Below are 22,789 nucleotides of genomic sequence, written 5' to 3'. Positions count from 1 at the left end.
AAACAATGCGACCGAGCGACTTGTGGCTTGCGCTGCGCCACTGTGTTGTCTCACGTCACCAAACTCTGTATTCGAGGTCATGCGGTGAATGGTAAGGGGCTACACAGTATTCCTCGCTCTACCAGTGCCATTGTGCTGACACGAAGTGATTGGCGAGTGGAGATTCATCTGCGTCTGGAACCCAATGGCGTTGCCACTTTACTGGCCTACGCTGGGCGCGACAATACGCCTGAGCGTTCGACTCAGCAGGGGCCGTTTCAGACTACGGATGTTGCCTTGGGTGCAAGAAGAGCCATTGTCGTTGAACTGCTGAAGCAGAACTACCAAATCGCCGCCGGTGCTCACCCGGTATGGAGTTTGAACGCGCAGCGGGACATAAAAATATCCCGCGAGATCAAGCAAGAAAACGCGTTAAAGTTCGATTTTGATCCTAAGGATGTATTCCTCGATTGGTGATTTGCGCAAGTAAATAGCGGCCATTGTCGGAAGATTGCGTCGCAAGTCACACCCAAAATATTGAGTACAAGCCGCAACTATATTCTTATGTTCAATATGACCATATGTTAGGATATGCAAAAGCCTAATATAACAGCAGGTCATCTTGATGATCACAATAATAAAATCATTGCCCGCTTCGTTATCGCTGGTGAGCGCGATGTCCGTACTCTGTGGAATACCGGGTGGTCTTACCACGATGGCGGCACCCGATGCAGGTGATCCGTCCACGCTACCCATTGACAGGCACGCACTCGTCAATCGTCATAATCCTATCAATCAATCACCAGATATTCTGTCACCTTTCTCTCTCGGCAACGGTGAGTTTGCCGTGACTGTGGACGCGACGGGTTTGCAGACGTTCCCCAACATTTATGAACAGGGCATTCCATTGGGGACACTGAGTCAATGGGGGTGGCACAGTACGCCCAATGTTGACGGGTATCAGCTCAGCGATACTTTCGAACGGTATAACGTGGACGGGCGCGATATTAGCTACGCCGCTAAGCAACACTCTGACGCCGGGCAATGGCTGCGGGCGAATCCGCACCGCTTGCATCTAGGCCGGGTAGGTTTTGCCCGCCGCGATAAGTCGATCGGAGTTACTGATATTTCTGCTATCAGTCAAAAGCTCGATATGTGGCAGGGTACAGTCAACAGCCAGTTTGAACTCGACGGGCAGTTGGTGACTGTAAAAACCGCCGTGCACCCGGAGCGGGATCAGTTAACGGTAACCGCGTCGTCCAAACTGCTACAGCAACAAGATTTAGCCGTCGAGTTTGAATTTCCCTACGGGACTCTGAGCTGGGGCAAAAAAACAGCTGATTGGCAAAGTCCGGAAAAACACACGACGGAAGTTGTAGAGCAACGCGCGCAGGGGATTATTCTAAAGCGAACGCTCGACGCCACCGTTTACTACGTGGCCATTGCATGGGCAGGCGAAGTTCGTTGGCAAAAAACGGATGCACACCGTTATGTTTTGCAAGGTACTGCAGAGGAACTTTCATTCTCCGTAACCTACGCACCCACCAAGCTGTTGTTGGTGCCCGCTGACGCTAACCGTGATTTCTCTGTGGTTAAAGCGCACTGGCAAGACTTTTGGTTGAGCGGCGGGGCAATCGACCTTTCTCTTTCAAAAGATTCTCGTGCTCATGAACTTGAGCGGCGGATAATCCTGTCGCGTTACCTGACTGCCATTCAAACATCAGGCTCTTTACCTCCCTCGGAAACTGGCCTTACTTGCAATAGTTGGTACGGAAAATTTCATTTGGAAATGCACTGGTGGCACGGAGTGCATTATGCGCTATGGAATAAGCCGACTCTGTTTGAAAAAAGTTTGGCTTGGTACCAAGAGCAATTGCCGCAAGCAACAGCCAAGGCCGCAAGGCAGGGGTACAAAGGCGCACGCTGGCCCAAAATGGTAGGCCCTAATGCCGCGGAAAGCCCATCAACGATTGGTGTTTTCCTGGTCTGGCAACAGCCGCATCCAATTTACTTTGCTGAGCTTTTGTATCAATTAAACGGTAAAAGCCGTGAATCTCTCGAGCAGTATAAAGAGATTGTGCTCGCCACAACTGAATTCATGGTGGATTATTTGGTTTGGAATGAGCAAACGCAAGTCTATGATCTTGCGGGGCCAATTATACCGGCGCAAGAAATTTACAGTGCGGACGAAACCCATAACCCAACGTTTGAACTGGCTTACTGGCGCTATGGTTTACAGTTGGCCCAACGATGGCGCAACCGGTTGCAGCTAGCGCCAGACGAAGCTCTGAACGATCGCCTGCAATATTTAGCGCCTTTGCCCAAGTTCAATAATCACTACGTCAACGCGGGCAATGCGTTGAATACATTCGAAGACGCTTCACACCTCAATGACCACCCCAGCGTGTTGGGAATTTTGGGGATGTTACCGGGGCACGATGTTGACAAAAGCGCGTTGAATAATTCGTTTACGAAAATTTTCGCAAGCTGGAACTGGCAGCGTACCTGGGGTTGGGATTATCCGCTGGTGGCTATGACGGCGGCTCGTTTGGGGCGCACAGAGCAAGCTATTGATGCATTATTAATGCAGGTTCCCAAGAACACCTATCTCAACAATGGTCATAACTACCAGGAAGACTCGCTGCCAATATATTTGCCGGGTAATGGCGCACTTTTGAGCGCGGTTGCCATGATGGCGGCAGGCTGGGAAGGCTCTCCGTCGCGTCACGCGCCAGGCTTCCCGGCCGCTGGATGGACAGTGCGTGTTGAAAATATTAATCCTTTGCCTTAACGGAGATTGTTATGTGTGTTCACTCTAGTATTAAAGGGGCTGTTATGCTCTTTGTGCTTGCCTTAAGTAGTATCACTCAGGCGGATGAGCAATGGAAATGGGGTGACTATGGCCTGCAGAATAAAGATCAAACAATATTGCTTAATTTTCGCGGCGATACCTATGCCGAGATTACCGGTTTCAGTTTTAATTTTATCGAAACAAGCATCGACAGTATCAAAAAGTCTGGCAATTCCCTTGATGTGACACTGGCTCTGGCGAGCGGTGATGGCTATAGCCAGAATTTTCCAGGCAAGGTGGACGTTAAGGTTTCGTTTGATAATGGAAAATTTCGGTTTCAGACGCAGCACGACACTTTTAATCATATAACGATCACCCTTAAGGATCAGGATGAGCACTACTTCGGACTGATTGAAAAACTATACCCCGCTAACAAGAAAAACCCGGATTTGCGTGGGCAAACCGTAGATGTCGAAGTCTACGCCCTTGGCGAAAGAGACTATGGTGAGAACTACGCGTCGGCCTACTCGGCCTTTTATATGAGCAGTGCAGGCTATGCGAGTTTTTTCGACAGTTTTAGCAAGGGACAGTATCGGTTGGGGGTGAATGGTGAGACGCAAATCTATCACCAGACTGATGCATTGGATTGGTATGTCATTCACGGCAAAGATGGTGTGGCGATACATCAGCGTTACTACGACATTATTGGCGATCCCAAAAACGTTCCAGCCTGGGCATTAGGGCCAGTAGTGTGGCGCGATCATAATGGGGGAGGGAAAGATCAAATTATTGATGATTTGTCTCGCTTTGCTGGGCTGGAAATTCCCCTGACCGCAACATTTGTCGATCGCCCCTATAGCGATGGCGGACACAAGTGGTCAAAAATGAATTTTGCCGAAGGGTTTGAAAACCCCGAGCAATGGATTAAGACCATTAATGACGATTTCGGTATGGCGTTTATGAGCTGGGTTGGTCCAATGACATTTGGTGACCTGGATTTCCCGGGTTTGCTTCCCAATCACCGCAGCTATATAGATTTAACTCACCCCGCCGCGCTTAAGGAATTTAAACATCGCCTGACTGAACTGCAATACAAGGTTGGGGTGCAGGGGCATAAAATGGATCGCGCCGATGAAAATTTCCCAGTGACCGCTAAGTGGCACAAGGAAACGAGCGAATCTCAATCGCGCAACCACTATGTGTATTTGTATTCAAAAGTCATTGATGAATTTTTACGCAGCCATCATGGCGATGATCAATTTAACTTTGCACGCTCGGCTTACCACCGTTCACAGCCTTACTTAAGTGCTGTATGGGGCGGCGATGTCAGACCTAACTGGCAGGGCATGGCGAGCAATATGGCAAACGCCATTCGTGTGGGTTTTATGGGCTTTCCGGTGTGGGGCTCTGATACCGGCGGGTACCTTGGCGATGGTCGTATTGACGAGCAGCTCTACGCGCGCTGGTTACAATGGAGTAGCTGGAGCGGCATGTTCGAGGTTAAGCTCGATGGTATTGCGGGCCAGGGAGAGGATCGCCCGCCCTGGAAATACTCAAAAGATCTGCAGTCGGTGTTTCGCAATGCGGCAACAAAGCGTATGGAGTTACTGCCATACAATTACTCATTAGCGAACCGCTCGGCACAGCAAGGCGTATTGATGAAGCCTATGGCGTATCAGTATTTGCACGATGAGAATACCTACACCCTATGGGATCAGTACGTGTTTGGCGATGCTTTTTTAGTGGCGCCGGTGTTTACAGAAAATGCGAAAGCGCGCTCGATCTATTTCCCCAACGGCAAGTGGCGCTCTTATTATGAGCCGGGCAAAGTGATTCAAGGGCCGGCGACCGTCAATTGGCCGTTGGTTGCTGATCACATTCCCGTTTTTGTCAAAGCGGGCAGTATCTACGTAACGGGTGATGTATACCGCGGCAGCGCTAAGCGCTGGCAAGGTGAACTAAGTGCCCCTGAGCTGGTGATTCATGTTACACCGGGGCAGGCGGGGCAGCGTGAAAAATTCGAGTATGTCGATATGCACGATGGCGATGCAGTCAAACCCATGTTGCTTAAAAGTGGCAAAGCGTCACTGGAATTTACCGCGCCTGAGTTACAGCATCGCGCACACGTTGTGGTTTATCTGGAGCAGCCAGCGCAAAAAGCAACGCTAAACGGCCAGGCTGTGACGATGGAGAGTGATTTACCTGAGGCCGGCTACCGATTTAATCTGCCCGCCGGCAAGTCAACTCAGTTGCAGCTTAGCTGGTAGTTCTTCGGGGGGCGAGGGAGTAACCGGGGCAGGGCGCTTGCCTTGCCCCGGCCTTGAGCAAGTTAACCGCCCCAAAGTGACGTTAATTGACCCAGTAATTCTTTACCACCATTACTGCTGACATAGTCCAATACTACGGGAGTGAACTGCTCCACCAGCGCCGGGTCCATGCCTAATGTGTCGAAGGCACTGCGTACACTTTCCATACTGGTGACCTGCTTAATCAGAGTGTCCGTCAAGCCGCCACCGCTAGTGGGAATGATGTCTGTCAACTGCGATGCACTGTCATCGGATAGGTTGTTAGCTGCCATCGCTACCAGAGCCGATGTGCCGCCAATGGCCTGATCTGAGGTGATCCCAAATTGTTCGGTCAGCGATGAAATTAAGCTCTCTGGCGCCGAAGTTTCAGAGCCCGATAGTTGGTTTCCTACATCTTGCAAATCTAAAGCACTGGCATTGACGCCTACAAACAAACACACACACACAAGCAAAAGTCGCTTCATATCCTTATACTCCATAGTGAGGAAATAACCGCTAAAACCGTTATATTAGCGGAATATTAGTGAATCGGATATGACAGGCATTGCACAAGTGCGGTCCAGTTGGCGTTGTTGGCTCCAGCCGCGGCCGTTGCGCGTCACACTGGCGCAATAATGCAGTGCTTCATGCTATTTAATGTGCCATTTCGTGCTACCCTGTTGCCTTGGCAGACAGTTGAAAAGAAAAGAATTAGGATCGGAAATTTTGCGCAATTTACTCATTTTCTTGCTTGCAGGTTGGGTTTTCTGTTTTAACGCTCACGCTGAGCCGCCGAACCCCGATAATCTGCAATTGGCGTCGGTAAGTGCCAAGGTGGCTTCGGTCAACGATGGGAGCGCTTTGTACGAGAAGCGCGCCGATTGGGTGGTGCCAATTGCCTCTGTTACCAAGCTTATGACCGCAATGGTTGTGTTGGATTCGGGAGCTGATTTAAACGAGCGCCTAGAGGTGACCAAACGGCACTTTCCTGCCGCGGCCAACGCTTATTCCAGAATTCGGCCAGGCTCGCGCGCCAAACGCAAAGATTTATTACACATAGCGGTTATGTCCTCGGAGAACTACGCAGCCTATTTGTTGGCATGGCACCACCCTCAGGGTTATGACGCGTTTATTCAGGCTATGAACGACAAGGCGCAAGCACTGGGTATGGAGAATACGCAGTTTGTAGACTCCAGTGGCCTGTCAATCGAGAACGTCTCTAGCGCCGATGATTTAGTGACCATGCTGACGGCGGCGTATGGTTATGAGGAGATTCGCAACGCCAGTACCAGTGCCAAGCACGATGTGTGGTTTACCCACCCCGGTTACTCTCTGTATTACGCCAACACGAATCCTCTGGTGCGCAGCTCCCGTTGGGATGTGCTTCTGAGCAAAACGGGTTATTTGAGCGAAGCGGGCCGCTGCTTAGTCATGGTGGCCAATGTCCAAAACAAGCCGACAGCGTTTGTCTTTCTCGACTCTTTTGGCAAGCGCACTCCGCTGGGAGATGCTGGTCGCACACGACGTTGGTTAAGTGGAACTGCAAGTGGCCGTATAGCCGGAGCTGCGGCCCAGTATGAGAAAGATAAGGCGCAAAAGCTCTCGGTTGTGCAGATCGCTCAGGACTGAGGTAAACGCTTTAACTCAGTCATTGTCGGTGTGGTCAGTGGCTTTCAGATCCATTGTTCCGCACACATCATTTGCAGACAGCCCGCTGTTGCGCTATAAATCGGGTTGCAAAACAGTAATCCAATTTATAGCGGGTTAAATAATAATATAAATGTAGGTGACTTATGAATGTAAACCTCCCTTGCTTGGCGTTAGTATTAGTGTCGCTGTTAACCGCCTGTTCGACATCGCCTGAGCATAAATCAACCCAGAATCACGGATTTTCCAGTGCGCAGGAGTCTTCAGCCGAATTCTGGAATATTCCCTATCCCCAGAGCTTTGATACCGCAACGCTTGTCAATGAACAGGATGTCTTGTCGGTTGCCGGTGCAAAGGTGGTCGATGAAAGTGGTAACACTTTTGTACTGCGTGGCGTCAATATCGCCGATCCGGCCAAGCTCGCTTACGACAACCGATGGGACGAGCGTATTTTTGCCGAAGTGGCGGCCTGGGGGGCTAATGTTGTACGGATTCCTGTGCACCCGCTAGGGTGGCGCCGTCAAGGCAAAGATTGGTATTTCGAGCGTATTGATGAAGCGGTACGTTGGGCCAATGCGCACAATATGTACTTGATTCTCGATTGGCACATTATCGGTAATATACAGTCGGCTCTGTATCAGCATCCCATGTACGTCACCAACATGGATGAAACCCGTGAGTTCTGGCAGTCGGTTGCTTTACGCTATCGCGGTGTACCAACTATTGCAGTCTATGAGCTTCTCAACGAACCCACCCACGATTTTATTGGCAATGGCGCGGAGTCCTTGGGTAAGGCGAGCTGGGAAGGGCTTCGGGCCATTCATGAAGAACTCATCGATTTGATTTACGTCTACGACAAAAACGTCATTCCACTGGTGTCTGGTTTCAACTGGGCCTATGATTTAACTATGGTCGCCGATGCACCAGTGCGTCGTGAGGGTATTGCCTATACCATTCACCCCTACCCGCAAAAAGCCAAACCCGAGGTAAAGTCTAAGGAAAACTTTTTTGCTTTATGGCAAGAAACCTGGGGCTACGTTGCCGAAAATTATCCGGTCATGGCAACTGAGCTGGGTTGGGTTCGTGCGGATGGTTATGGCGCTCATGTGCCCGTTATTCACGATGAAGGCACCTACGGCCCGCAAATTGTTGAGTTTATGGAAGCGCGGGATATCGCCTGGACCGCCTGGGTATTTGATCCAGACTGGTCGCCTACGCTTATCAATGATTGGGATTTTACGCCTTCCGAGCAGGGCGCGTTCTTTAAAAAGGTAATGACTGATTTGAACGCCCAGTAACGGTAAAAGTACGCACGAAAAAGTGTTAAAAATTAGTACTTGAATATGTACCTAAAAAGGGAGCTTCGGCTCCCTTTTTAGTGCGCACTTACCATTCGTTGCTCATTGCCACCAGGTGTTGTAGATCGTCGTTGTGTAGACTGCCGGTCACGTTGATGAAAATGGCCTCGCGTTCGTTAATGACCGAAATCAATACCCCTTTGAATACGTCGCCGTCGGTGAGAGTGAGAATTCGAACATATTCCTTTGCGTCATTGACAGCGACAATTTTCTCCCAGCCATTAGCCTCAAGAGCACTCAGTGAGTTGCCTAGTTGACTCGTGATGACTTCAGTTGGCGCGTTCACATCGTAAAAATTCACATCCAGCCCACTGATATTGTCCAAGAATTTAGCTTCTTCGGAATCGCTTTGGCTGGCAGCCCAAATTAGAGGTTTAAGAGTCCAGCTGCCCAAGTTCAGTGAAAGTTTGCTTTTTAGCCCCTTAACGTTATCCAAACTGTAGTTAGCGTAGCCGACATGGCTTTGGTCTGGGCCGGACTTCGCGGTGGCGATTGCAACTCCCGCTCCCACTACGAGCACAAACCCTATAACGGTTATGAGTAACTTTTTCATTAGATATCTCCCAGATCGATGTTCATGCTATTGGCGATGGCGCCGACTTTATTGGGGTCAATTTGGCCAACAATATTAATAAATACCGCTTCGCCGGGGCCGTTTTCGTCAACGACCATAACCACTAAGCCATCCATAACGTTTTCAGTCATCTTAGAAAAAATTCTTACCTTTTCTTTCTCTTCGTTGACACTAACAATAGGTTGCCAGTCAAGTTTGCGAATATTGCTTGTGACCGTGTCGAGTGTTTTGAGAGCGGCTTCCGCCTCGCCATTGAGTTGATAAACACGCACCTTAATGAAATCAACACCATTCAATACATTGGCAATTTCGGGGTCTTCTTGTTGAGACAGGGTGCCTACCATATTGATTAGCGACTTGGGCAGGTTGATTTCAACTTTGGCCTCACCATACGCGCTGGATAGGTCAGCGAAATCTATGCTACCCGCAGGGCTTGCGCCTGCCGCGACGCTGACGAGCAGTGCGCTGGCCAATACTGCCCCAGAATACAATGTTGATAATGATTTTTTGAAACTTTTCATACGCTTAACCTCGCGCTATACACTAAAAATGAGTTTTCTTTAACCGGATGTTACGTCGACTACCGTATTAATAACCGGATCAATTGTGGAGTTTTGCAGTTGTTCCTTAAGTTCTTTATGAATGCTGTGTGCCGCTTTTTCGTTTGCTTTGTTGAGATAAAATAAAGCGAGCTTTACCTCTTGTTGCGCCTGTTGATGCAATTGGTACTCTTGGTAGCTCTCGTTCAGTGAGAACGAGAGCGCGCAAAACATAACCACGCTGGCTGCAACACCAGCCATTTTTAGCCAGCGTGGGCGAACGGTTTGCTTTCCATGCTGACGTGGAATGTGGTAGAGTTTCTGATGCAGGGACTCCGGTACATCTACCAGCGGAAAATCCTCCTGCTCGATCTCTTCGCAGTAAATTCGTTCGATTAGCTGCTTGTCATCTACGTGTTTACTCATGATCCACCTGCTGCGAATACCCGTGTTGCAAAATGGCTTTTAATTTCTTGCGGCCCCGGTGTAAATACACCTTAATTTGATTTTCGGTTTTCGGGACCTGCTGAGCTATTTCCTTGCCTGTCAGTTGTTCAATGTCTGCCAATATCACGATGGTTTGATAGGGCTCCTTTAGTTTGCCAATGCAGGCTTTCAGCCACTGGCTAAGTTGCGCATTGGCCAGTGCCTTGGCAGGACGCCCATCGGCGCGTTCGCACTCAAGGGTAACCGGTAGTTCGCTGCTCTCCTGCCGTTTACGTATGTAGTCAATACAGCGATTGCGCGTCACCCGCAGTAGCCAAGGTCTTGCCGCCTCCTCGGAAACCTTGTCGATGTTTTGCCACAAACGAATATAGACGTCCTGGCATACATCTTCGGCCTCAGCGCCATCAGCCAACATGTGCTTCGCTAATGAATACACATGCCGTTGATGTTGGTTTACTAATGTGCGGTATTTAAATTCCATGTTACTGATTAAAACGTGCCTGCTGTAAAAAGGTTACAAATAGTTTTGCTTTATGATGCGAAACGTTGCCATCGGTTAATAATAAGACGCACAAAGCCGTCAATCTGATGCAACAGCCTGCTACGCTAAAGGGTAGAAATGGTCTTTAAGACTATTGGACATACCAAAATGCTGTGTTAACCTATATTGGTAAGGCCAAAAACCTTAATTGGTATGGCGGTCGATGTGGGATGGATGGTTTCGGGGCCAATTGCGGCCTCGTGGAGGGTTTATGACAAAGAAAGCGCCGTTGGTTGTAGCCAACTGGAAATTAAATGGCGGTACCGATTTGATTTGTACCTCGGTCGCGTCCATACGCAACCAAAACTTTAACGTTCAGGTGGGAATAGCCCCACCCTATGTCTATATCAGTGAACTGGTAACGTTTTTACGCAATTCGCCCATTATGGTGGGCAGCCAAAACGTCAGTAAGTTTGAATCGGGCGCCTTTACCGGTGAGACCTCTGCGCAGATGTTAAAAGAGGTTGGTTGTCAGTTTTGTCTGATTGGGCATTCCGAGCGGCGCCAGGTGTTTCTGGAAAACAGTGAATCCTGCCGTACCAAAGTAGAGCGAGCTCTGGCTGCTGGTGTTATGCCTATCATTTGTATCGGAGAAAACGCACAACAGTACGAAATGGGCCTAACACGGGATATTTTGTACCGACAGCTGCACCATACTCTGGAAGGATTGAGCCTGAATGGCCAGTCACTGGCGGTTGCCTATGAGCCGGTGTGGGCCATTGGCACCGGGCGGGCGGCCAGTGTCGAAGTGGTCGGTGAAGTACATCAGTTTATCTTTGACGAGCTGGTCGTTATGTTGGGAGAGGACGCGAATAGCGTGCAAATTCTCTATGGCGGCAGCGTTAAAAAAGATAACGCCGCCGAACTATTGGCGATTGATCACGTGGATGGATTACTAGTGGGCGGCGCCAGCCTGGACCCGGAGCACTTTGTGCAAATATGTCGTGTCGCCGGAACAGGTTAGTGATCTGGCTAATTGAACCAATCGGTCATATGTTCAATGCACTTTAGCAGCGCCGGCGGTGGGTATCGGCGGTTGGGGTAAAGAGCATAAAGGGTAAGCTCGGGCTTTGAGGCCTGTATTAGGATTTCTGTAAGACTTCCGCGGGCCAGCTGGTCGCGCACAACAAATTCGGGCATAAAGCCAATTCCAAGGCCGGCTTCAACTGCGTCACGCATAAACAAAGTGCTATTCACCCTTAGTGTACCTTTAATGTGGGTTGCGCCGTCCAAGGGCCAGGTATCGCCTCCTTTAAAGTAGCTGTAGACAAAGCAATTGTGTTGTGCAAGTTCGGTAGGACTGTGCGGCAGCCCGTGGGCCTGAAGGTACTCAGGGGAAGCGCACACGCAGTAGGGGAATGTTCTCAATGGTTTGCCGACGTAATGGGAGTCTAGCGAACGACTGCTGGCACGAAAGCCCAAGTCGAAGCCGTGCTCGACTAGATCCAGGTCCTCGTCCCCGAGGTGAATATCCAGCTCAATGTCAGGAAAAATTCGCATAAAGTCGGCGAAGAAATCGCCTAAGTCGGTAAGTCCTAATGCCATGGGGGCGTTAATGCGCAACTTGCCTTGGTAGCTACCCTGCATAGCTTGCACCAAGGCGTCAGCCCCTTCGTCTTGCTTGACAATGTCCTGTGCTAGCGACAGATAACCTTCTCCCAGCGCGGTTAAGGTGAGATTGCGAGTGGTGCGGTGTAGCAGCCTGGCGTTTAGCTGCTTTTCCAATTTGCTGATTTCCTTGCTTACCATCGAGGCTGTTACCCCGTATTCCTGCGCTACGGCGGTAAAGCTCATGGTTTCTGCCAGTCGCACGAAGAGCCTGATGGCCCGCAATTTATCCACGTCTCTACCTCCAGTATAGGTTTGTTGTAGCTAGGCCTATCATTCCATATTGGCAATTATAAGTCACACTATAGTGCAGTAATGCCTATATTTTTTGGTGTGCAAGATATTCTGGATTAAAAAAGGGAAAGGATATTTTCCATTATGGAAAATGAAATTTTCCTAAAGCGGCCTTTTTGGACTGGGGTTGGTCTGCGAAACTGAGCCCTACAGTCAACCGGCCCAGGAGGCTCTATGTACACTCTATACTATCTTCCCGACACCTGTTCTTTAGCGACATTGACTATTCTGCATATGCTAGAACAGCCTGTGGAGCTAATAAATCGCGATGCCGTTGCCGACTATCAGTCGATCAACCCAACCATGCAGGTGCCGGCTTTGGATACGGGCGCCGCTGTACTCACAGAAGGTGCCGCGATTTTATTGTACCTACTCAATAGTCACCCAAATCGTTTGCTGCCCGAGCAAGGATATGAGCGCCAGCGCGCCATTGAAAATATCGCCTTCGCTAACGCCAGTATGCACCCGGCGTATGGTCGATTGTTCTTTGCCCAGGCACACTTGCATCACGCTCAGGCGAAACAGGATTTTTTAAATCTAGCGGCAGTGGAAATTAATAAGCTTTGGCAAGTGGTGGAGCTTAGATTCGGAAATCAACCGTATTTGGGCGGGCGTGAAATTGCGGCGGCGGATGTCTTGTTGGCAGTCTATGCGCGCTGGGGTGACCTGTTCCCTGTCGATATTACCATTGGCCCTAAGGCTCAGGCGATGATTGCCGACGTTCTGGCAGGCGCCGCATTTGCCAAAGCCTTGCGACAACAGGAGGCGCTTTAATATGGCTGGCACGCCCTCGTTTGCCAGTGATCTTCAAGCCATTAGCGACGTTATTGATGTTTACTTTTCCGGTTTGCATCACGCTGATACTGCAACACTGTCTTCCGTGTTCGACGAAGATTGCCATTTATGCGCACCAGGGGTTCGGCTCTCCTTAGCGCAATGGTTGGCAAAAGTTGAAAGTAGGCCGGTACCCGCCGAGCTCGGTCTTCCTTACCTCTATCGGATAGTGTCGATGGGGGTATACGGTAATCAAGCAATGGTGCAAGCAATTTGTCCGTTGCTCGGGTCCGAGTATTTCGATTTTTTGGGTTTATTGCGCGAACACAGTCAGTGGAAAATAGTCAGCAAAATGTACGCAGACAGTAGTCTGTAAATATCACCGTACCGGCTATGCGCGCTGATCGCGAAGTTCGGACTATTAAATATCCATGTCCGGCAGGGCGCCGGACGCAAAGTTTGTTGGAGAATTTGATATGCCAATTGTTGAGATAAAAATTACCGATGAAAATGTCACCGCTGTGCAGAAAAATCGACTGGTATCAGGGGCAACCCAACTGATGGTAGACGTACTGGGAAAAGATCCGGCGACAACGTTTGTTTTGATCTCAGAAATATCTACTGTGGACTGGGGGATTGGCGGTGTGTCGGTAGCAGAGCTGCGGCGCGGTGCCTCGACGTCGTTGGACATTTAAAACTCATCGCGTAGCAAACGAATAGATTTAAAAACAGCGAAAGGTGTGTCTACGGGCATGCCTTTTTTTTGTAGCGCGCGAATAATGGCAGCATTGTCTAATTGAAAGTAGGGGCAGAGCTTGCGCTGCTCGCCAATAGTCGATAGTGGCCGCTGCTCAGGTTTTAGTGGCTCCAGCTGGCTAAGCTTGGTGTTGAGTTCTTCGTTGTCAGGTTGCAGCGACAGGGCGAAACGCAAGCCGATAAGGTCATAATCGTGCGCGGTTAAGAAGGTTGTATCATCGGGTAACCCGGCCAGCCACCGAATGGATTTATACATGTTTTCGTGTTGAGCGTGCCGTACCTTGCCAATACCGTAGTTAAACAGCATATCGCCAGAGATTAGCAATTTTTGTGCCCGGCAATAAAATACATGGTGATGTGGCGTATGTCCGGGCAAGTGCTTGGTGGTAAAGCGCGCGCCGGCAAAGCTTAATATGTCGCTTTCGCTAAAGCCGGCTGCACCTTTAAGGAGGTGGCTAAAGGCTTTTGGGGCAAATATAGGGACATTGAAATATGCGCTGACCTCAACCGCACCGCCGATATGATCCTGATCTTCATGGGTAATCCAAATGGCGTCCGGGGTTAGCCCTTGGCGCTCAACATAATGAATCGTCAGGTCGGCCTGGGTAGGGTCAATAATCAGCGCTGCGCCCTGTGGATTGCGAATGACGTAGTTGTAGTTGCGCAGCGGGTTGTTCAGAAAAAAGCGCTGTATGCCTAACATAACCTATAACTCGTATCGGGAATCGGGTGCGCCTGAATAAACAAGCGCTCTGCGCTAAAAATTGTACATGCTTGCCAGTTACCCCACCAGTTAGACACAGTGAGGTGAAAGTCAGAACAAAAAAAACTTTTTTCTTGTTTTTTCTTGCTAAAGCCAAAAAACTCCTATAAATAGCAGGCTCTACATGGCTGGCAGGCTTGCATTGATGCCGACAACAGATCGCAGGGCGGTCATATATCTGAGGCAACGCGATGAGTGCAGGTTTCGAAACCGCTATTGGCCAAACCACCCTACAGTCTGAGACTTTATTTGGTCAAATTGCAGACGATATCCGCGATACAGGCTACAGTATATTGCCAAATGCGCTACCGGAACTTTTGATTCGCCAGCTGCTTGGGCAAGTCAATACGCTGCCGGCGGATGAATTTTCCGTCGCAGGCATTGGCCGGCGCCATAATTACCTTCATGAGCAACGAGTTAGAACCGATGAAATTGTCTGGATCACCGGGGATACAATCTCGGGGGCTTTATGGTGCCAGTGGGCCAATAAACTGCAGACAACGCTTAACCGACAACTCCTGTTAGGCATGTTTTCTTTCGAAAGCCATTATTCTCACTATGCTCCCGGTGCTTACTATAAGCGTCATCTGGACGCATTTAAGGGCGAGCGAAATCGAGTACTTTCGGTAGTGGCCTACCTAAACCCTGATTGGGGCGATGATGACGGTGGCGAGTTGGTGCTCTATACCGATGCAGCTGGGAGCTACGTGAAAGTATCGCCGCAAGGTGGTACGTTAGTGGTCTTTCTCAGTGAGGATTTTCCTCACGAAGTCTTGCCAGCCCGGCGTGATCGTTTTGCCATAGCCGGCTGGTTTCGTACCAATACCAGTACCACGCAGCGTATTGATCCTCCCCGATAGGGACAGTAATCATGAATATTGACATTGAACCTATGCCAGCCACTTGGCGCAGTCTGGATGCGGCTTTATTCGACGTTGTAAAGGGAACCGATATTCTCGATGCCATTGCCCCGGTAAACTACAAAGAGCAAAAGCTGCGGTTTTTCAATTCCGGGTTTAGCGTCAATCCCGAATTTGCCTATCGTAGCGTCAGTATTGACACGTTCCAGAAGCGGCGAGCGCTCTATGCCTTACCCATTGAGAATATTGATGATACGGATCTGGCTGAACTCTACATTGATGTGGTCGGGTCTTACGCCGACAAATTGGGTCAGCTGAACGCCATTGGGACGCCGGATTTTCTATACGAGTCGTTGCGCTACTATGGTGAGCCTACAGAAAAGGACATCCGCAATGCCGAATTTCTGTTACATTTGCCCGAGCGGCTGACGGCTGAGCCGGAACAACAGCATGAAAGCCCTGTTTTGGTTGAAGCACTGCGACAATTTGCGTTGCAAGAGGGCTACGATTTTCAGCTCGTGCTGGATGACAGCATGATTGCGAAGGCGCTTGTCAGTGGCACTCAAGTTAAAATTAATGCATCGGTTAGGGTAACTCAAACAGAGATCTCAGCGCTTGCTCACCACGAGCTGGGCGTACACTTAGTGACGACATTGAATGCGCGAGACCAGCGCTTGCGGGTTTTGCAACTTGGCTCACCGGTTAACACCACCGCGCAGGAAGGTTTGGCCATATTGTGCGAGTATTTGTCTGGCAGTTTAACAGTGGACAGATTAAAGGTATTGGCACTCAGGGTTGTGGCGGTGCAGTCGCTGGTTAAAGAGCGCAGTTTCAAATCGACGTTTGCATTGCTTAAAGAGCAATATGGTGTGCCGGACGAACTTGCCTTTACCATTACCGCTCGGGTCTATCGAGGTGGCGGCTTTACCAAAGACTGCCTGTACCTTAAGGGGTTCCATCAAGTGATAAACGCCTTTGAAACCCGAAAAGATTTTAACAACCTGATGTGTGGCAAGTTGTCGATTGAGCATCTGGACAAAATCACGCGTCTTATTGGCAAAGGAGTGTTGCAGCAACCAAAATATATCAGTCCAGCCGTAGCAAGGCCGGTCGCGGTAGATGATGTGCAACAATTTATCGTTCACGCCATTCGCTAAGCCCGCGCGGCATGCTCTGCCATTGTTGTCAGCGCTGTTATATTAGCTGTCTCTGCTATAGTATAACCAGAACTTCTGGGCACAATACATTAGTCGTTATCCTCACTTTGAGGCGAAGTCGTGTTAAAAGGAAACTGCCATGCGGTTAGCCGAATTAGGCAAGGTGTTGGTACTGGTCTCTGTGTTTTGGGGAGTGACAGTAAACGCCGACGTTGACAATCATGTAGTCCGAATTGCCGCGGAGGACAGTTGGCCGCCATTTTCTGACCGCAACGGTCAGGGGCTGTCAAAAAAAATCGCTGAAGCGGCCTTTGCCTATTCAAATTACCGGCTTGAAATTTCGGTTGTTCCATACGCTCGCGCCCTAAGACAAGTGGAGCAGGGATTACTTGATGGCTGTTGGAACGTTACCCGGCAGGCCAATACCGAAGCTCGCTATCATTTTGGGGAGGAACCCTTATTAAAAGCTGATATTTCATTTTACTATCGGGCTGGCACCGCTTTACATTACACCAGTTTTGCTGAAATACCCGACGGCACTCAAGTAGGGGTTATTATCGACTACGAGTACGGGGATGAGTTTGAACAGCACAAGCATCGGTTTGATCTGGTTTCAGTCTCTACTCAAAAAAGTCTGCTCTATATGCTCAACGCCCGCCGCTTCGACGTTGTATTGATGTTCGATAAAGTGTTTGAGTCTCATATTGCATCGCTGCAGCTAAATCCGGAAGATTATCGGCAGGGCCACAGTTTTTATACGAGTGAGATTTATATTGCCTTTAATGCTAGCAATAAAAAGGCTGAAATTTATAGTCAAGCACTGGACTCAGGTTTGCGTCAGCTACGGGAATCCGGCCGTTACAACGAAATTATGGCCGACTTATCGCCATAAGAGTTATTGCTCAGACATCTTTGTATTGAGGCTGGCGCGTTTGTGTGACCTGTGGAAGAAGAACCAACAACTCCAGAAAAAGCCGCATAATCCGAGCGCGGTATAGACCGCTGGCATAGGGTTTTCCAGACTGCTCACTGAACCCGCGTAGTTGGTAATAGCTGCGTAGGGCAAAATGCTCGCTAGCCAAAGCACGAGAAATCGCCAAAACTTCATGCCAGTAAGCCCGGCCAGGCAAGCGGAAACCTCCGGCAACATGGGCATGGCTCGCGACAGTAAAATAACCACCGGGCCGTGGCGAGCGAAGGTTTCAATTGCACTTGTTCTTTGCTCAGGTTCTTTCACCAGAGCAAAGAAAAGATGATTGCCGTAGCGCGCGCTTATTAAATACCCCAATACCCCCGCCAGTAGCAGCCCGACTGTGCCCGCTATTGTGCCCAGCACTGCCCCCAGTAAATAGCCCGCCAAAATCATCACCGACAAGGTGGGTACCGATATCACGAGGTCGGCTAACAGCAGACCCGCAACCAATAGCATTAGCAACCAAGGGTTAATGGCCCGTGCCGCCTCAAGCCACAGTTGTATTTTCTCAACCGTGACAATACCGGTTAGCGTAAGCAGTGCAAATGTACTGGCAAATACCAGCGCCAGCACCATCATAACTTTTAGCAGTGGTTTCATTTTCGTCCTGTACAAATGGCCTAAGGTTATCAGCCGGCTCTGAGTATTCGACGCGCAAGCAAGGGGGCGAGCGCGAATAATACGCGCAGTAATTTTACCTTGCCAATATTAATGGTAGTTCGCCCGAGCTCAATACCCTTAATCGTCTGTGTGGCGGCCTGAGCTGCGCTGATTTTGTTACGGCCCCTTCCTTCTGTCATAGGGGTATCAACCAGTGGTAAAAATACCTGAGTGACTTTTATCGTGGTGCCTGCAAGCTGGTAACCCAAGCTCTGTGAAAAACTGTTCACTGCCGCTTTGGTGGCGCAGTAAACCGCCGAGCCAGTTTTGGGGGCCAACGCCAAAGCGGAGTTCATGTTAACGATGTAACTTTTCGTTGCCGCCTCCTGCAGAGCAGGCAACAGTAGATAAGTAAGCGCACAAACGCAGGTAAGGTTTAGATTGATTTCATAGTCTATCGATTCAAAGTTAAACTGATCGTCAAGCATGGTGGCCGGATACTGTACGGCCGCATTATTGAGCAATACGTCAATGTTCGGGTACTGTTTAAGCAGCCAATTGGCCACGCCTTCGCATTCGTGCAGGTTGCTCAAGTCTGCCGCGTATACGCTGACCTGACCGAATTCGGCGGCCAGCGCGTCCAGTTTCGGGCCGGGCCTGGCAATCACGACCACCCGGTTATTCAATGTCAGCTGTTTGACCAACTCGTAACCTATTCCGGAAGTGCCGCCGGTTACGACGACCGTTTTGTGTTGTAACGGGAACACGATTTGGGGCATATTCTAAGCGCCTTCATGGCATACTGAATAAAGCGCTAGGCTAACGCCCGGACTGAATCAGTGCATTAACTTAGGTTAAAAATGACTAAAGAGCAGAGTGTGGCAGGCTTGCTACAAACACACGGTCAACCAAAGGTCTTGGCAAAGCAAACGCATGTGTTTTATCAGGGCGATCACGATGCGCGTGTTTACTTTGTACAATCGGGGTTGCTGAAGGCGTACTACTTGTCAGCAGACGGCAAGGAGAGTATTAAGTCGTTTATTGAAGCGGGCAGTATTATCGGTAGCTTAAATGCTGCGCTCGGTCAGGGCGGCTGTTCGTTTAATCTAGTGGCGCTGGAGCCATCGCAGTTGTTGGGTTTGCCATTTGCCACTCTAGTGGAGGCCGCTGCACAATCGCACACTTTAGCCGGTGAAGTCATTCAGCATTTGCTGGCCTTGGCGATGAAAAAAGAGCAGCGCGAATATGAGCTTTTAAGCCTTAGCGCTGAGCAACGCTTTGTGCGTCTGCGGCAAACCTCGCCGGAGTTGTTAAAGCGGGTCACCCAAAACGATATAGCCCGTTATTTAGGGGTAACGCCTGTGGCATTGAGCCGTATCAAAAAAAGAGGCTCCTGAGCTCTAGCACGCTGTTGAAAACCCCCTTGCATGCTCAGCGAGGCCCGAAGCGTGCAGATGTCGTGCCTTGTCTCGACGGACAGGGTGGCTCCCTTTGCTAGAGGCAAGGTGCGGCAGATGTGCTCTTCAGGCCTCGCCCTGCGGGACTTCCAGGCTGGCCCATACTCGTCGTTGCCACTTTTCGATGGGAGCACACACCGTCAAAGAGGCGCCTAGATTACGAACCAGCCTGAGAGTCTGAGTACGTAAGAGGTTTTTCAACAGCCTTGCAGGTTCCCGCACGGGCGGGTTATTCGCAATTTTGTGGCGTGTTAATCATCTTTTGCATTGCATTCTTCTATACTGTTTTAATGAGCGTTCTGATCATAGACGCGCAGCCCACACTTTGGTGTAATGGCGCCTCATGCAACATGGTGATTAATCCAAGGAATTGTTTGTGAGCCTTAAAACCCGCTTTCTTACCTTAATGGCGCTGCTGATTCTGGTGGCCGGCTCCGCCTCTTGGCTGGCGTATCAATCGTTAAGCGAGTCCATTATTGAGAGTTGGGGGCGCCAGGTCACTGAAATTCAGGTGCGCTATGACAGTGCGCGCCTGTTGAGTTCACTTGAGCGTGAAATTGCATTGGCGCGTCAACTGGCCCGTGCTCCCAGCCTGCTTGCGTGGGCCAATACACCTGAAGATGAGGCGTTGCAGGCCAAGGCGTTAAGCGAGTTGGAGAATTTTCGATCAGGCTTCGGCGACAAAAGCTACTTTGTCGCACTGACCAAGAATAATCACTACTACTTCAATAATGCCCAAAATGAGTATGCCGACAATCAGTTTCGGTATGTGCTCAAAGCGGATAGCCCCGACGACGCCTGGTTTTTTCAGCTGGTCGAAGAGGGACGTGACTTCCACCTCAATGTAAACCCCGATGTCAATTTAGGCGTTACTAAGCTCTGGATAGACGTCTTAGTGCGCTCCGAGGAGGGCGAAATAGTGGCCATGGTGGGTACAGGCCTGAACCTGGATCGCTTTCTACAAGATATTGTCGATATCGGGCAAAAGGGAATTACGACTCTGTTTGCCGATTACAATGGCGCCATTCAGCTGTATCGCGACCGCAACTACATCGATTTTGGCAGCATTATTAAGCCCGAAGGGCAGAAAAAAACGGTCGACTTGTTAGTGGATGACCAGCAAGACAAGCAACAAATACTGGGTATGTTGGCACTGCTGAAAAAGCAGGGCGCGGCCCCTGGCGTTGTCGAGAGTGGATTTGTCACGGTCAACGGCAAAAAACATTTAGCCGGGGTTGCTTACTTGTCGTCCATCGGCTGGTTTGAGGTGACTCTGCTGGATTTAAGTGTGCTGGTGCCCAAAAGTTATTTTTGGCCGCTGGGGCTGGTATTTCTTGTTGCTCTACTGACAACGCTCGCGATATTTCACTGGATTTTGCAATCGCGTGTACTAAAACCCGTTACCTGTCTCGAAGAAGCCGTGCACCGGGTGCGCGAAGGCCGCTATGATTTACCTTATCTTCCTAAACCCGACAACGAAATCGGCCGCCTGGCGGACCACTTTGAGAAAATGACCGATCGCGTGCGCCGCCATACCGAAGAGCTGGAAGGCCGGGTAGCGCAGCGCACCGAGCAGTTGCACCTGCAAGCGCGTACCGATTCGCTCACCAGCCTTAAAAATCGGCGCGGTCTGGATGAGTCCATGCATGAACTCATTGCCCGCGCTGAGCGCGAACCCATAAGTTTTGCGTTGTTGTGGCTGGATGTGGATCACTTCAAGGCCATTAACGACGATTTTGGCCACCAAACCGGCGACGATGTACTGAACCGAGTAGCCCTTTGGTTGCGGGCCGCGGTGCGGCCATACGAGCAAGTCGGACGCTGGGGTGGCGATGAGTTCGTGGTGTTAATGTCGCCCTGCGAAGACGGCAGCGCCGAAGCCACAGCCGAGCGGATACGTGAAACCATTGCCCGCGAAAGCAAGCATACTGGCACACCGCTGACGGTAAGTATCGGTATTTACTATGCCAAGCCCGGCGAGGGAATCGATACCTTGTTACACAATGCAGACCAGGCTCTATACCGTGCCAAGGCGCAAGGGCGCAATTGCGTTGCGCAACTCTTAACGGATAATGTAAACCCGTCGTAGCACCACACAGGCTATAAAGGTGGCGCAAGCTAAGGGGTTTCAAGTATCCTTGTCACTTAGCTATAAGCCCATTGGTATAAATACTTTGCTCTGATATTTTCCCGAGAGAGCCAATGTGCTCTTGCGGGCGCAATGTTTGATTACGGCATAGAGTTGAGAGTATTTGTAAGGGACACATTAATGAAAACGGAAGCGCACACTGCCATGAAATTTCCTCCTACTATTGTTGATACATCTGTTCGCCTGGGGCTGATTGTCTTTTTGGTATACCTTTCCATGGCGATCCTGTCTCCGTTTCTCAGCCTCCTGCTGTGGGCAATGATCCTGGCCATTGCGCTCTATCCGTTGCACGCCAAAATAACCAGTAAAGTAGGCGGCAGCCAAAGCCGCGCTGCGACCCTGTTTGTATCAACTGTTGTTCTGATTATTGGCGTGCCCACTGTTTTGTTAAGCATTTCGTTTGTCGATCATATGCTTGATATCTATAAGCAGTTAATGGATGGTTCGCTACAAGTGCCGCGGCCCTCCGACAGCGTGGCCGGCTGGCCGCTTATAGGCGAGCGAGTTGATGCGATGTGGCGCGAGGCGTCGGTTAACCTGCAGGGCTTTATGGTGGAGCATCATGAGCAGGTGCGCAATTATGCCCGCAAGGCCGTATCCGTGTTGGGCAGTGCCGTTACCACATTACTAGCGTTTCTGGCGGCGTTTATCGTTGCCGGCATCATGCTGTCCTATTCCAAGCCCGGCGCCGAAAGTACCAGCAAGATTTTTAGGCGTATTTGCGGTGCCAAAGTGGGCGACGAGTTGCATACCTTGAGTGTGGCAACAGTGCGTTCGGTCGCCGTTGGTGTCGTCGGTGTGGCGTTTATTCAAGCTTTGTTACTCGGTGTAGGCTTTTTATTGGCAGGTATACCGGCCGCCGGACTGTTGGCGCTGGCTGTGTTGGTGTTTGGTATCGTCCAGTTGCCCGCCGCGATATTTGTGATTCCGGTTGTCGCCTGGCTGTGGATGTCCGGGGACGGTTCACTGGTGGTGAATATTCTTCTGACTGTTTATCTTATTGCCGCCGGACTTGCCGATAATATTCTTAAGCCCATCTTTTTGAGCCGCGGTGTGGCAGCCCCTATGCCCGTTATTTTGTTGGGCGCACTAGGCGGTATGTTTGTCAGCGGTTTGATTGGATTGTTTGTCGGGGCGGTAGTGCTGGCGGTGAGCTATCAAGTCTTTATGGCCTGGGTCAATGAAGGTATGCCAGAGGATGCAGAGGCTGCTCCTGTGGATGCGCCCACGCCATAGG

The 22,789-nt window shown here is 50.1% G+C and carries 24 protein-coding genes; 15 read left to right on the top strand and 9 right to left on the bottom strand.

Annotation, left to right across the window (positions count from 1 at the left end; all coding sequences use genetic code 11):
• Positions 1-42: 42 nt before the first annotated feature.
• The 3 genes from QWI17_RS03050 to QWI17_RS03040 all read left to right on the top strand — a co-directional run bounded on the left by QWI17_RS03050 (position 43) and on the right by QWI17_RS03040 (position 5,037).
• Positions 43-456: a PA4575 family protein gene (locus QWI17_RS03050; RefSeq protein ID WP_302721022.1), complete on the top strand. Its 414-nt coding sequence runs from the start codon at positions 43-45 to the stop codon at positions 454-456.
• A 148-nt stretch (positions 457-604) separates the two neighbouring features.
• On the top strand, positions 605-2,770 hold the full coding sequence (locus QWI17_RS03045) for a hypothetical protein (protein WP_302721021.1): 2,166 nt from the start codon (positions 605-607) through the stop codon (positions 2,768-2,770).
• 11 nt (positions 2,771-2,781) lie between these two features.
• Positions 2,782-5,037 carry a TIM-barrel domain-containing protein gene (locus tag QWI17_RS03040; protein ID WP_302721020.1) on the top strand — a complete coding sequence of 752 codons (2,256 nt, stop codon included), beginning with the start codon at positions 2,782-2,784 and terminating at the stop codon, positions 5,035-5,037.
• 62 nt (positions 5,038-5,099) lie between these two features.
• Here the strand turns inward: QWI17_RS03040 and QWI17_RS03035 are convergent, their stop codons facing one another.
• Positions 5,100-5,540, bottom strand: a complete 441-nt coding sequence (locus QWI17_RS03035) for a DUF2780 domain-containing protein (RefSeq protein ID WP_302721019.1) — start codon at positions 5,538-5,540, stop codon at positions 5,100-5,102.
• 241 nt (positions 5,541-5,781) lie between these two features.
• Here QWI17_RS03035 and pbpG point away from each other — a divergent pair, with 241 nt between their 5' ends.
• Both pbpG and QWI17_RS03025 read left to right on the top strand, forming a co-directional pair.
• A complete protein-coding gene (pbpG, locus tag QWI17_RS03030) occupies positions 5,782-6,684 on the top strand; it encodes a D-alanyl-D-alanine endopeptidase (protein WP_302721018.1) in 903 nt (300 codons plus the stop codon).
• 164 nt (positions 6,685-6,848) lie between these two features.
• On the top strand, positions 6,849-8,000 hold the full coding sequence (locus tag QWI17_RS03025) for a glycoside hydrolase family 5 protein (protein ID WP_302721017.1): 1,152 nt from the start codon (positions 6,849-6,851) through the stop codon (positions 7,998-8,000).
• A gap of 88 nt (positions 8,001-8,088) precedes the next feature.
• Here QWI17_RS03025 and QWI17_RS03020 read toward each other — a convergent pair whose 3' ends face one another.
• The 4 genes from QWI17_RS03020 to QWI17_RS03005 are packed head-to-tail and all read right to left on the bottom strand — an operon-like array spanning position 8,089 to position 10,101.
• Positions 8,089-8,613: a DUF4252 domain-containing protein gene (locus tag QWI17_RS03020; protein WP_302721016.1), complete on the bottom strand. Its 525-nt coding sequence runs from the start codon at positions 8,611-8,613 to the stop codon at positions 8,089-8,091.
• Positions 8,613-9,155 (bottom strand): DUF4252 domain-containing protein, encoded by a 543-nt coding sequence (locus QWI17_RS03015; protein ID WP_302721015.1) that lies wholly within the window; start codon positions 9,153-9,155, stop codon positions 8,613-8,615. Before QWI17_RS03015 ends, QWI17_RS03020 begins: the two co-directional genes overlap by 1 nt.
• 39 nt (positions 9,156-9,194) lie before the next feature.
• A complete protein-coding gene (locus QWI17_RS03010) occupies positions 9,195-9,599 on the bottom strand; it encodes a hypothetical protein (protein WP_302721014.1) in 405 nt (134 codons plus the stop codon).
• Entirely contained in the window at positions 9,592-10,101 is a 510-nt protein-coding gene (locus QWI17_RS03005) for an RNA polymerase sigma factor (protein ID WP_302721013.1), read from the bottom strand. Before QWI17_RS03005 ends, QWI17_RS03010 begins: the two co-directional genes overlap by 8 nt.
• 271 nt (positions 10,102-10,372) lie before the next feature.
• Here QWI17_RS03005 and tpiA point away from each other — a divergent pair, with 271 nt between their 5' ends.
• Positions 10,373-11,125 (top strand): triose-phosphate isomerase, encoded by a 753-nt coding sequence (tpiA, locus tag QWI17_RS03000; protein WP_302721012.1) that lies wholly within the window; start codon positions 10,373-10,375, stop codon positions 11,123-11,125.
• Between the two features lie 8 nt (positions 11,126-11,133).
• On the opposite strand, the gene QWI17_RS02995 is transcribed toward tpiA, so the two are convergent.
• A complete protein-coding gene (locus QWI17_RS02995; RefSeq protein WP_302721011.1) occupies positions 11,134-12,003 on the bottom strand; it encodes a LysR family transcriptional regulator in 870 nt (289 codons plus the stop codon).
• A gap of 234 nt (positions 12,004-12,237) precedes the next feature.
• Here QWI17_RS02995 and QWI17_RS02990 point away from each other — a divergent pair, with 234 nt between their 5' ends.
• The 3 genes from QWI17_RS02990 (at position 12,238) to QWI17_RS02980 (ending at position 13,532) form a co-directional block, all read left to right on the top strand.
• Complete coding sequence (locus QWI17_RS02990) at positions 12,238-12,837, top strand: glutathione S-transferase family protein (RefSeq protein WP_302721010.1); 600 nt, start codon at positions 12,238-12,240, stop codon at positions 12,835-12,837.
• A gap of 1 nt (position 12,838) precedes the next feature.
• Positions 12,839-13,213, top strand: coding sequence for a nuclear transport factor 2 family protein (locus tag QWI17_RS02985; RefSeq protein WP_302721009.1), 375 nt, complete (start codon positions 12,839-12,841; stop codon positions 13,211-13,213).
• 100 nt (positions 13,214-13,313) lie between these two features.
• A complete protein-coding gene (locus QWI17_RS02980; protein ID WP_302721008.1) occupies positions 13,314-13,532 on the top strand; it encodes a 2-hydroxymuconate tautomerase family protein in 219 nt (72 codons plus the stop codon).
• Here the strand turns inward: QWI17_RS02980 and QWI17_RS02975 are convergent.
• Complete coding sequence (locus QWI17_RS02975) at positions 13,529-14,296, bottom strand: MBL fold metallo-hydrolase (RefSeq protein ID WP_302721007.1); 768 nt, start codon at positions 14,294-14,296, stop codon at positions 13,529-13,531. The two genes, QWI17_RS02980 and QWI17_RS02975, sit on opposite strands and share 4 nt — an antisense overlap.
• 251 nt (positions 14,297-14,547) lie before the next feature.
• On the opposite strand from QWI17_RS02975, the gene QWI17_RS02970 reads away from it, so the two are divergent.
• The 3 genes from QWI17_RS02970 (at position 14,548) to QWI17_RS02960 (ending at position 17,265) form a co-directional block, all read left to right on the top strand.
• A complete protein-coding gene (locus QWI17_RS02970) occupies positions 14,548-15,216 on the top strand; it encodes a 2OG-Fe(II) oxygenase (protein WP_302721006.1) in 669 nt (222 codons plus the stop codon).
• 11 nt (positions 15,217-15,227) lie between these two features.
• Entirely contained in the window at positions 15,228-16,373 is a 1,146-nt protein-coding gene (locus QWI17_RS02965) for a flavohemoglobin expression-modulating QEGLA motif protein (RefSeq protein WP_302721005.1), read from the top strand.
• A 139-nt stretch (positions 16,374-16,512) separates the two neighbouring features.
• Positions 16,513-17,265, top strand: coding sequence for a substrate-binding periplasmic protein (locus QWI17_RS02960; protein ID WP_302721004.1), 753 nt, complete (start codon positions 16,513-16,515; stop codon positions 17,263-17,265).
• A 3-nt stretch (positions 17,266-17,268) separates the two neighbouring features.
• On the opposite strand, the gene QWI17_RS02955 is transcribed toward QWI17_RS02960, so the two are convergent.
• Positions 17,269-17,946, bottom strand: coding sequence for a TVP38/TMEM64 family protein (locus tag QWI17_RS02955; protein ID WP_302721003.1), 678 nt, complete (start codon positions 17,944-17,946; stop codon positions 17,269-17,271).
• Between the two features lie 29 nt (positions 17,947-17,975).
• Complete coding sequence (locus QWI17_RS02950; protein WP_302721002.1) at positions 17,976-18,725, bottom strand: SDR family oxidoreductase; 750 nt, start codon at positions 18,723-18,725, stop codon at positions 17,976-17,978.
• An 81-nt stretch (positions 18,726-18,806) separates the two neighbouring features.
• On the opposite strand from QWI17_RS02950, the gene QWI17_RS02945 reads away from it, so the two are divergent.
• From QWI17_RS02945 to QWI17_RS02935, 3 genes are all read left to right on the top strand, one after another.
• The gene (locus QWI17_RS02945; protein ID WP_302721001.1) at positions 18,807-19,343 is read left to right on the top strand and encodes a Crp/Fnr family transcriptional regulator; all 537 of its coding nucleotides are present in this window, start codon (positions 18,807-18,809) and stop codon (positions 19,341-19,343) included.
• Between the two features lie 436 nt (positions 19,344-19,779).
• Positions 19,780-21,492, top strand: coding sequence for a sensor domain-containing diguanylate cyclase (locus QWI17_RS02940; protein WP_302721000.1), 1,713 nt, complete (start codon positions 19,780-19,782; stop codon positions 21,490-21,492).
• A 180-nt stretch (positions 21,493-21,672) separates the two neighbouring features.
• Positions 21,673-22,788 (top strand): AI-2E family transporter, encoded by a 1,116-nt coding sequence (locus tag QWI17_RS02935; RefSeq protein ID WP_302720999.1) that lies wholly within the window; start codon positions 21,673-21,675, stop codon positions 22,786-22,788.
• Position 22,789: the final 1 nt, after the last annotated feature.

This window comes from Gilvimarinus gilvus (assembly GCF_030518155.1).
GTDB lineage: Bacteria > Pseudomonadota > Gammaproteobacteria > Pseudomonadales > Cellvibrionaceae > Gilvimarinus > Gilvimarinus gilvus.
Note: the sequence above shows the minus strand (reverse complement) of the source record. Positions and strands in the feature narration are given on the sequence as shown.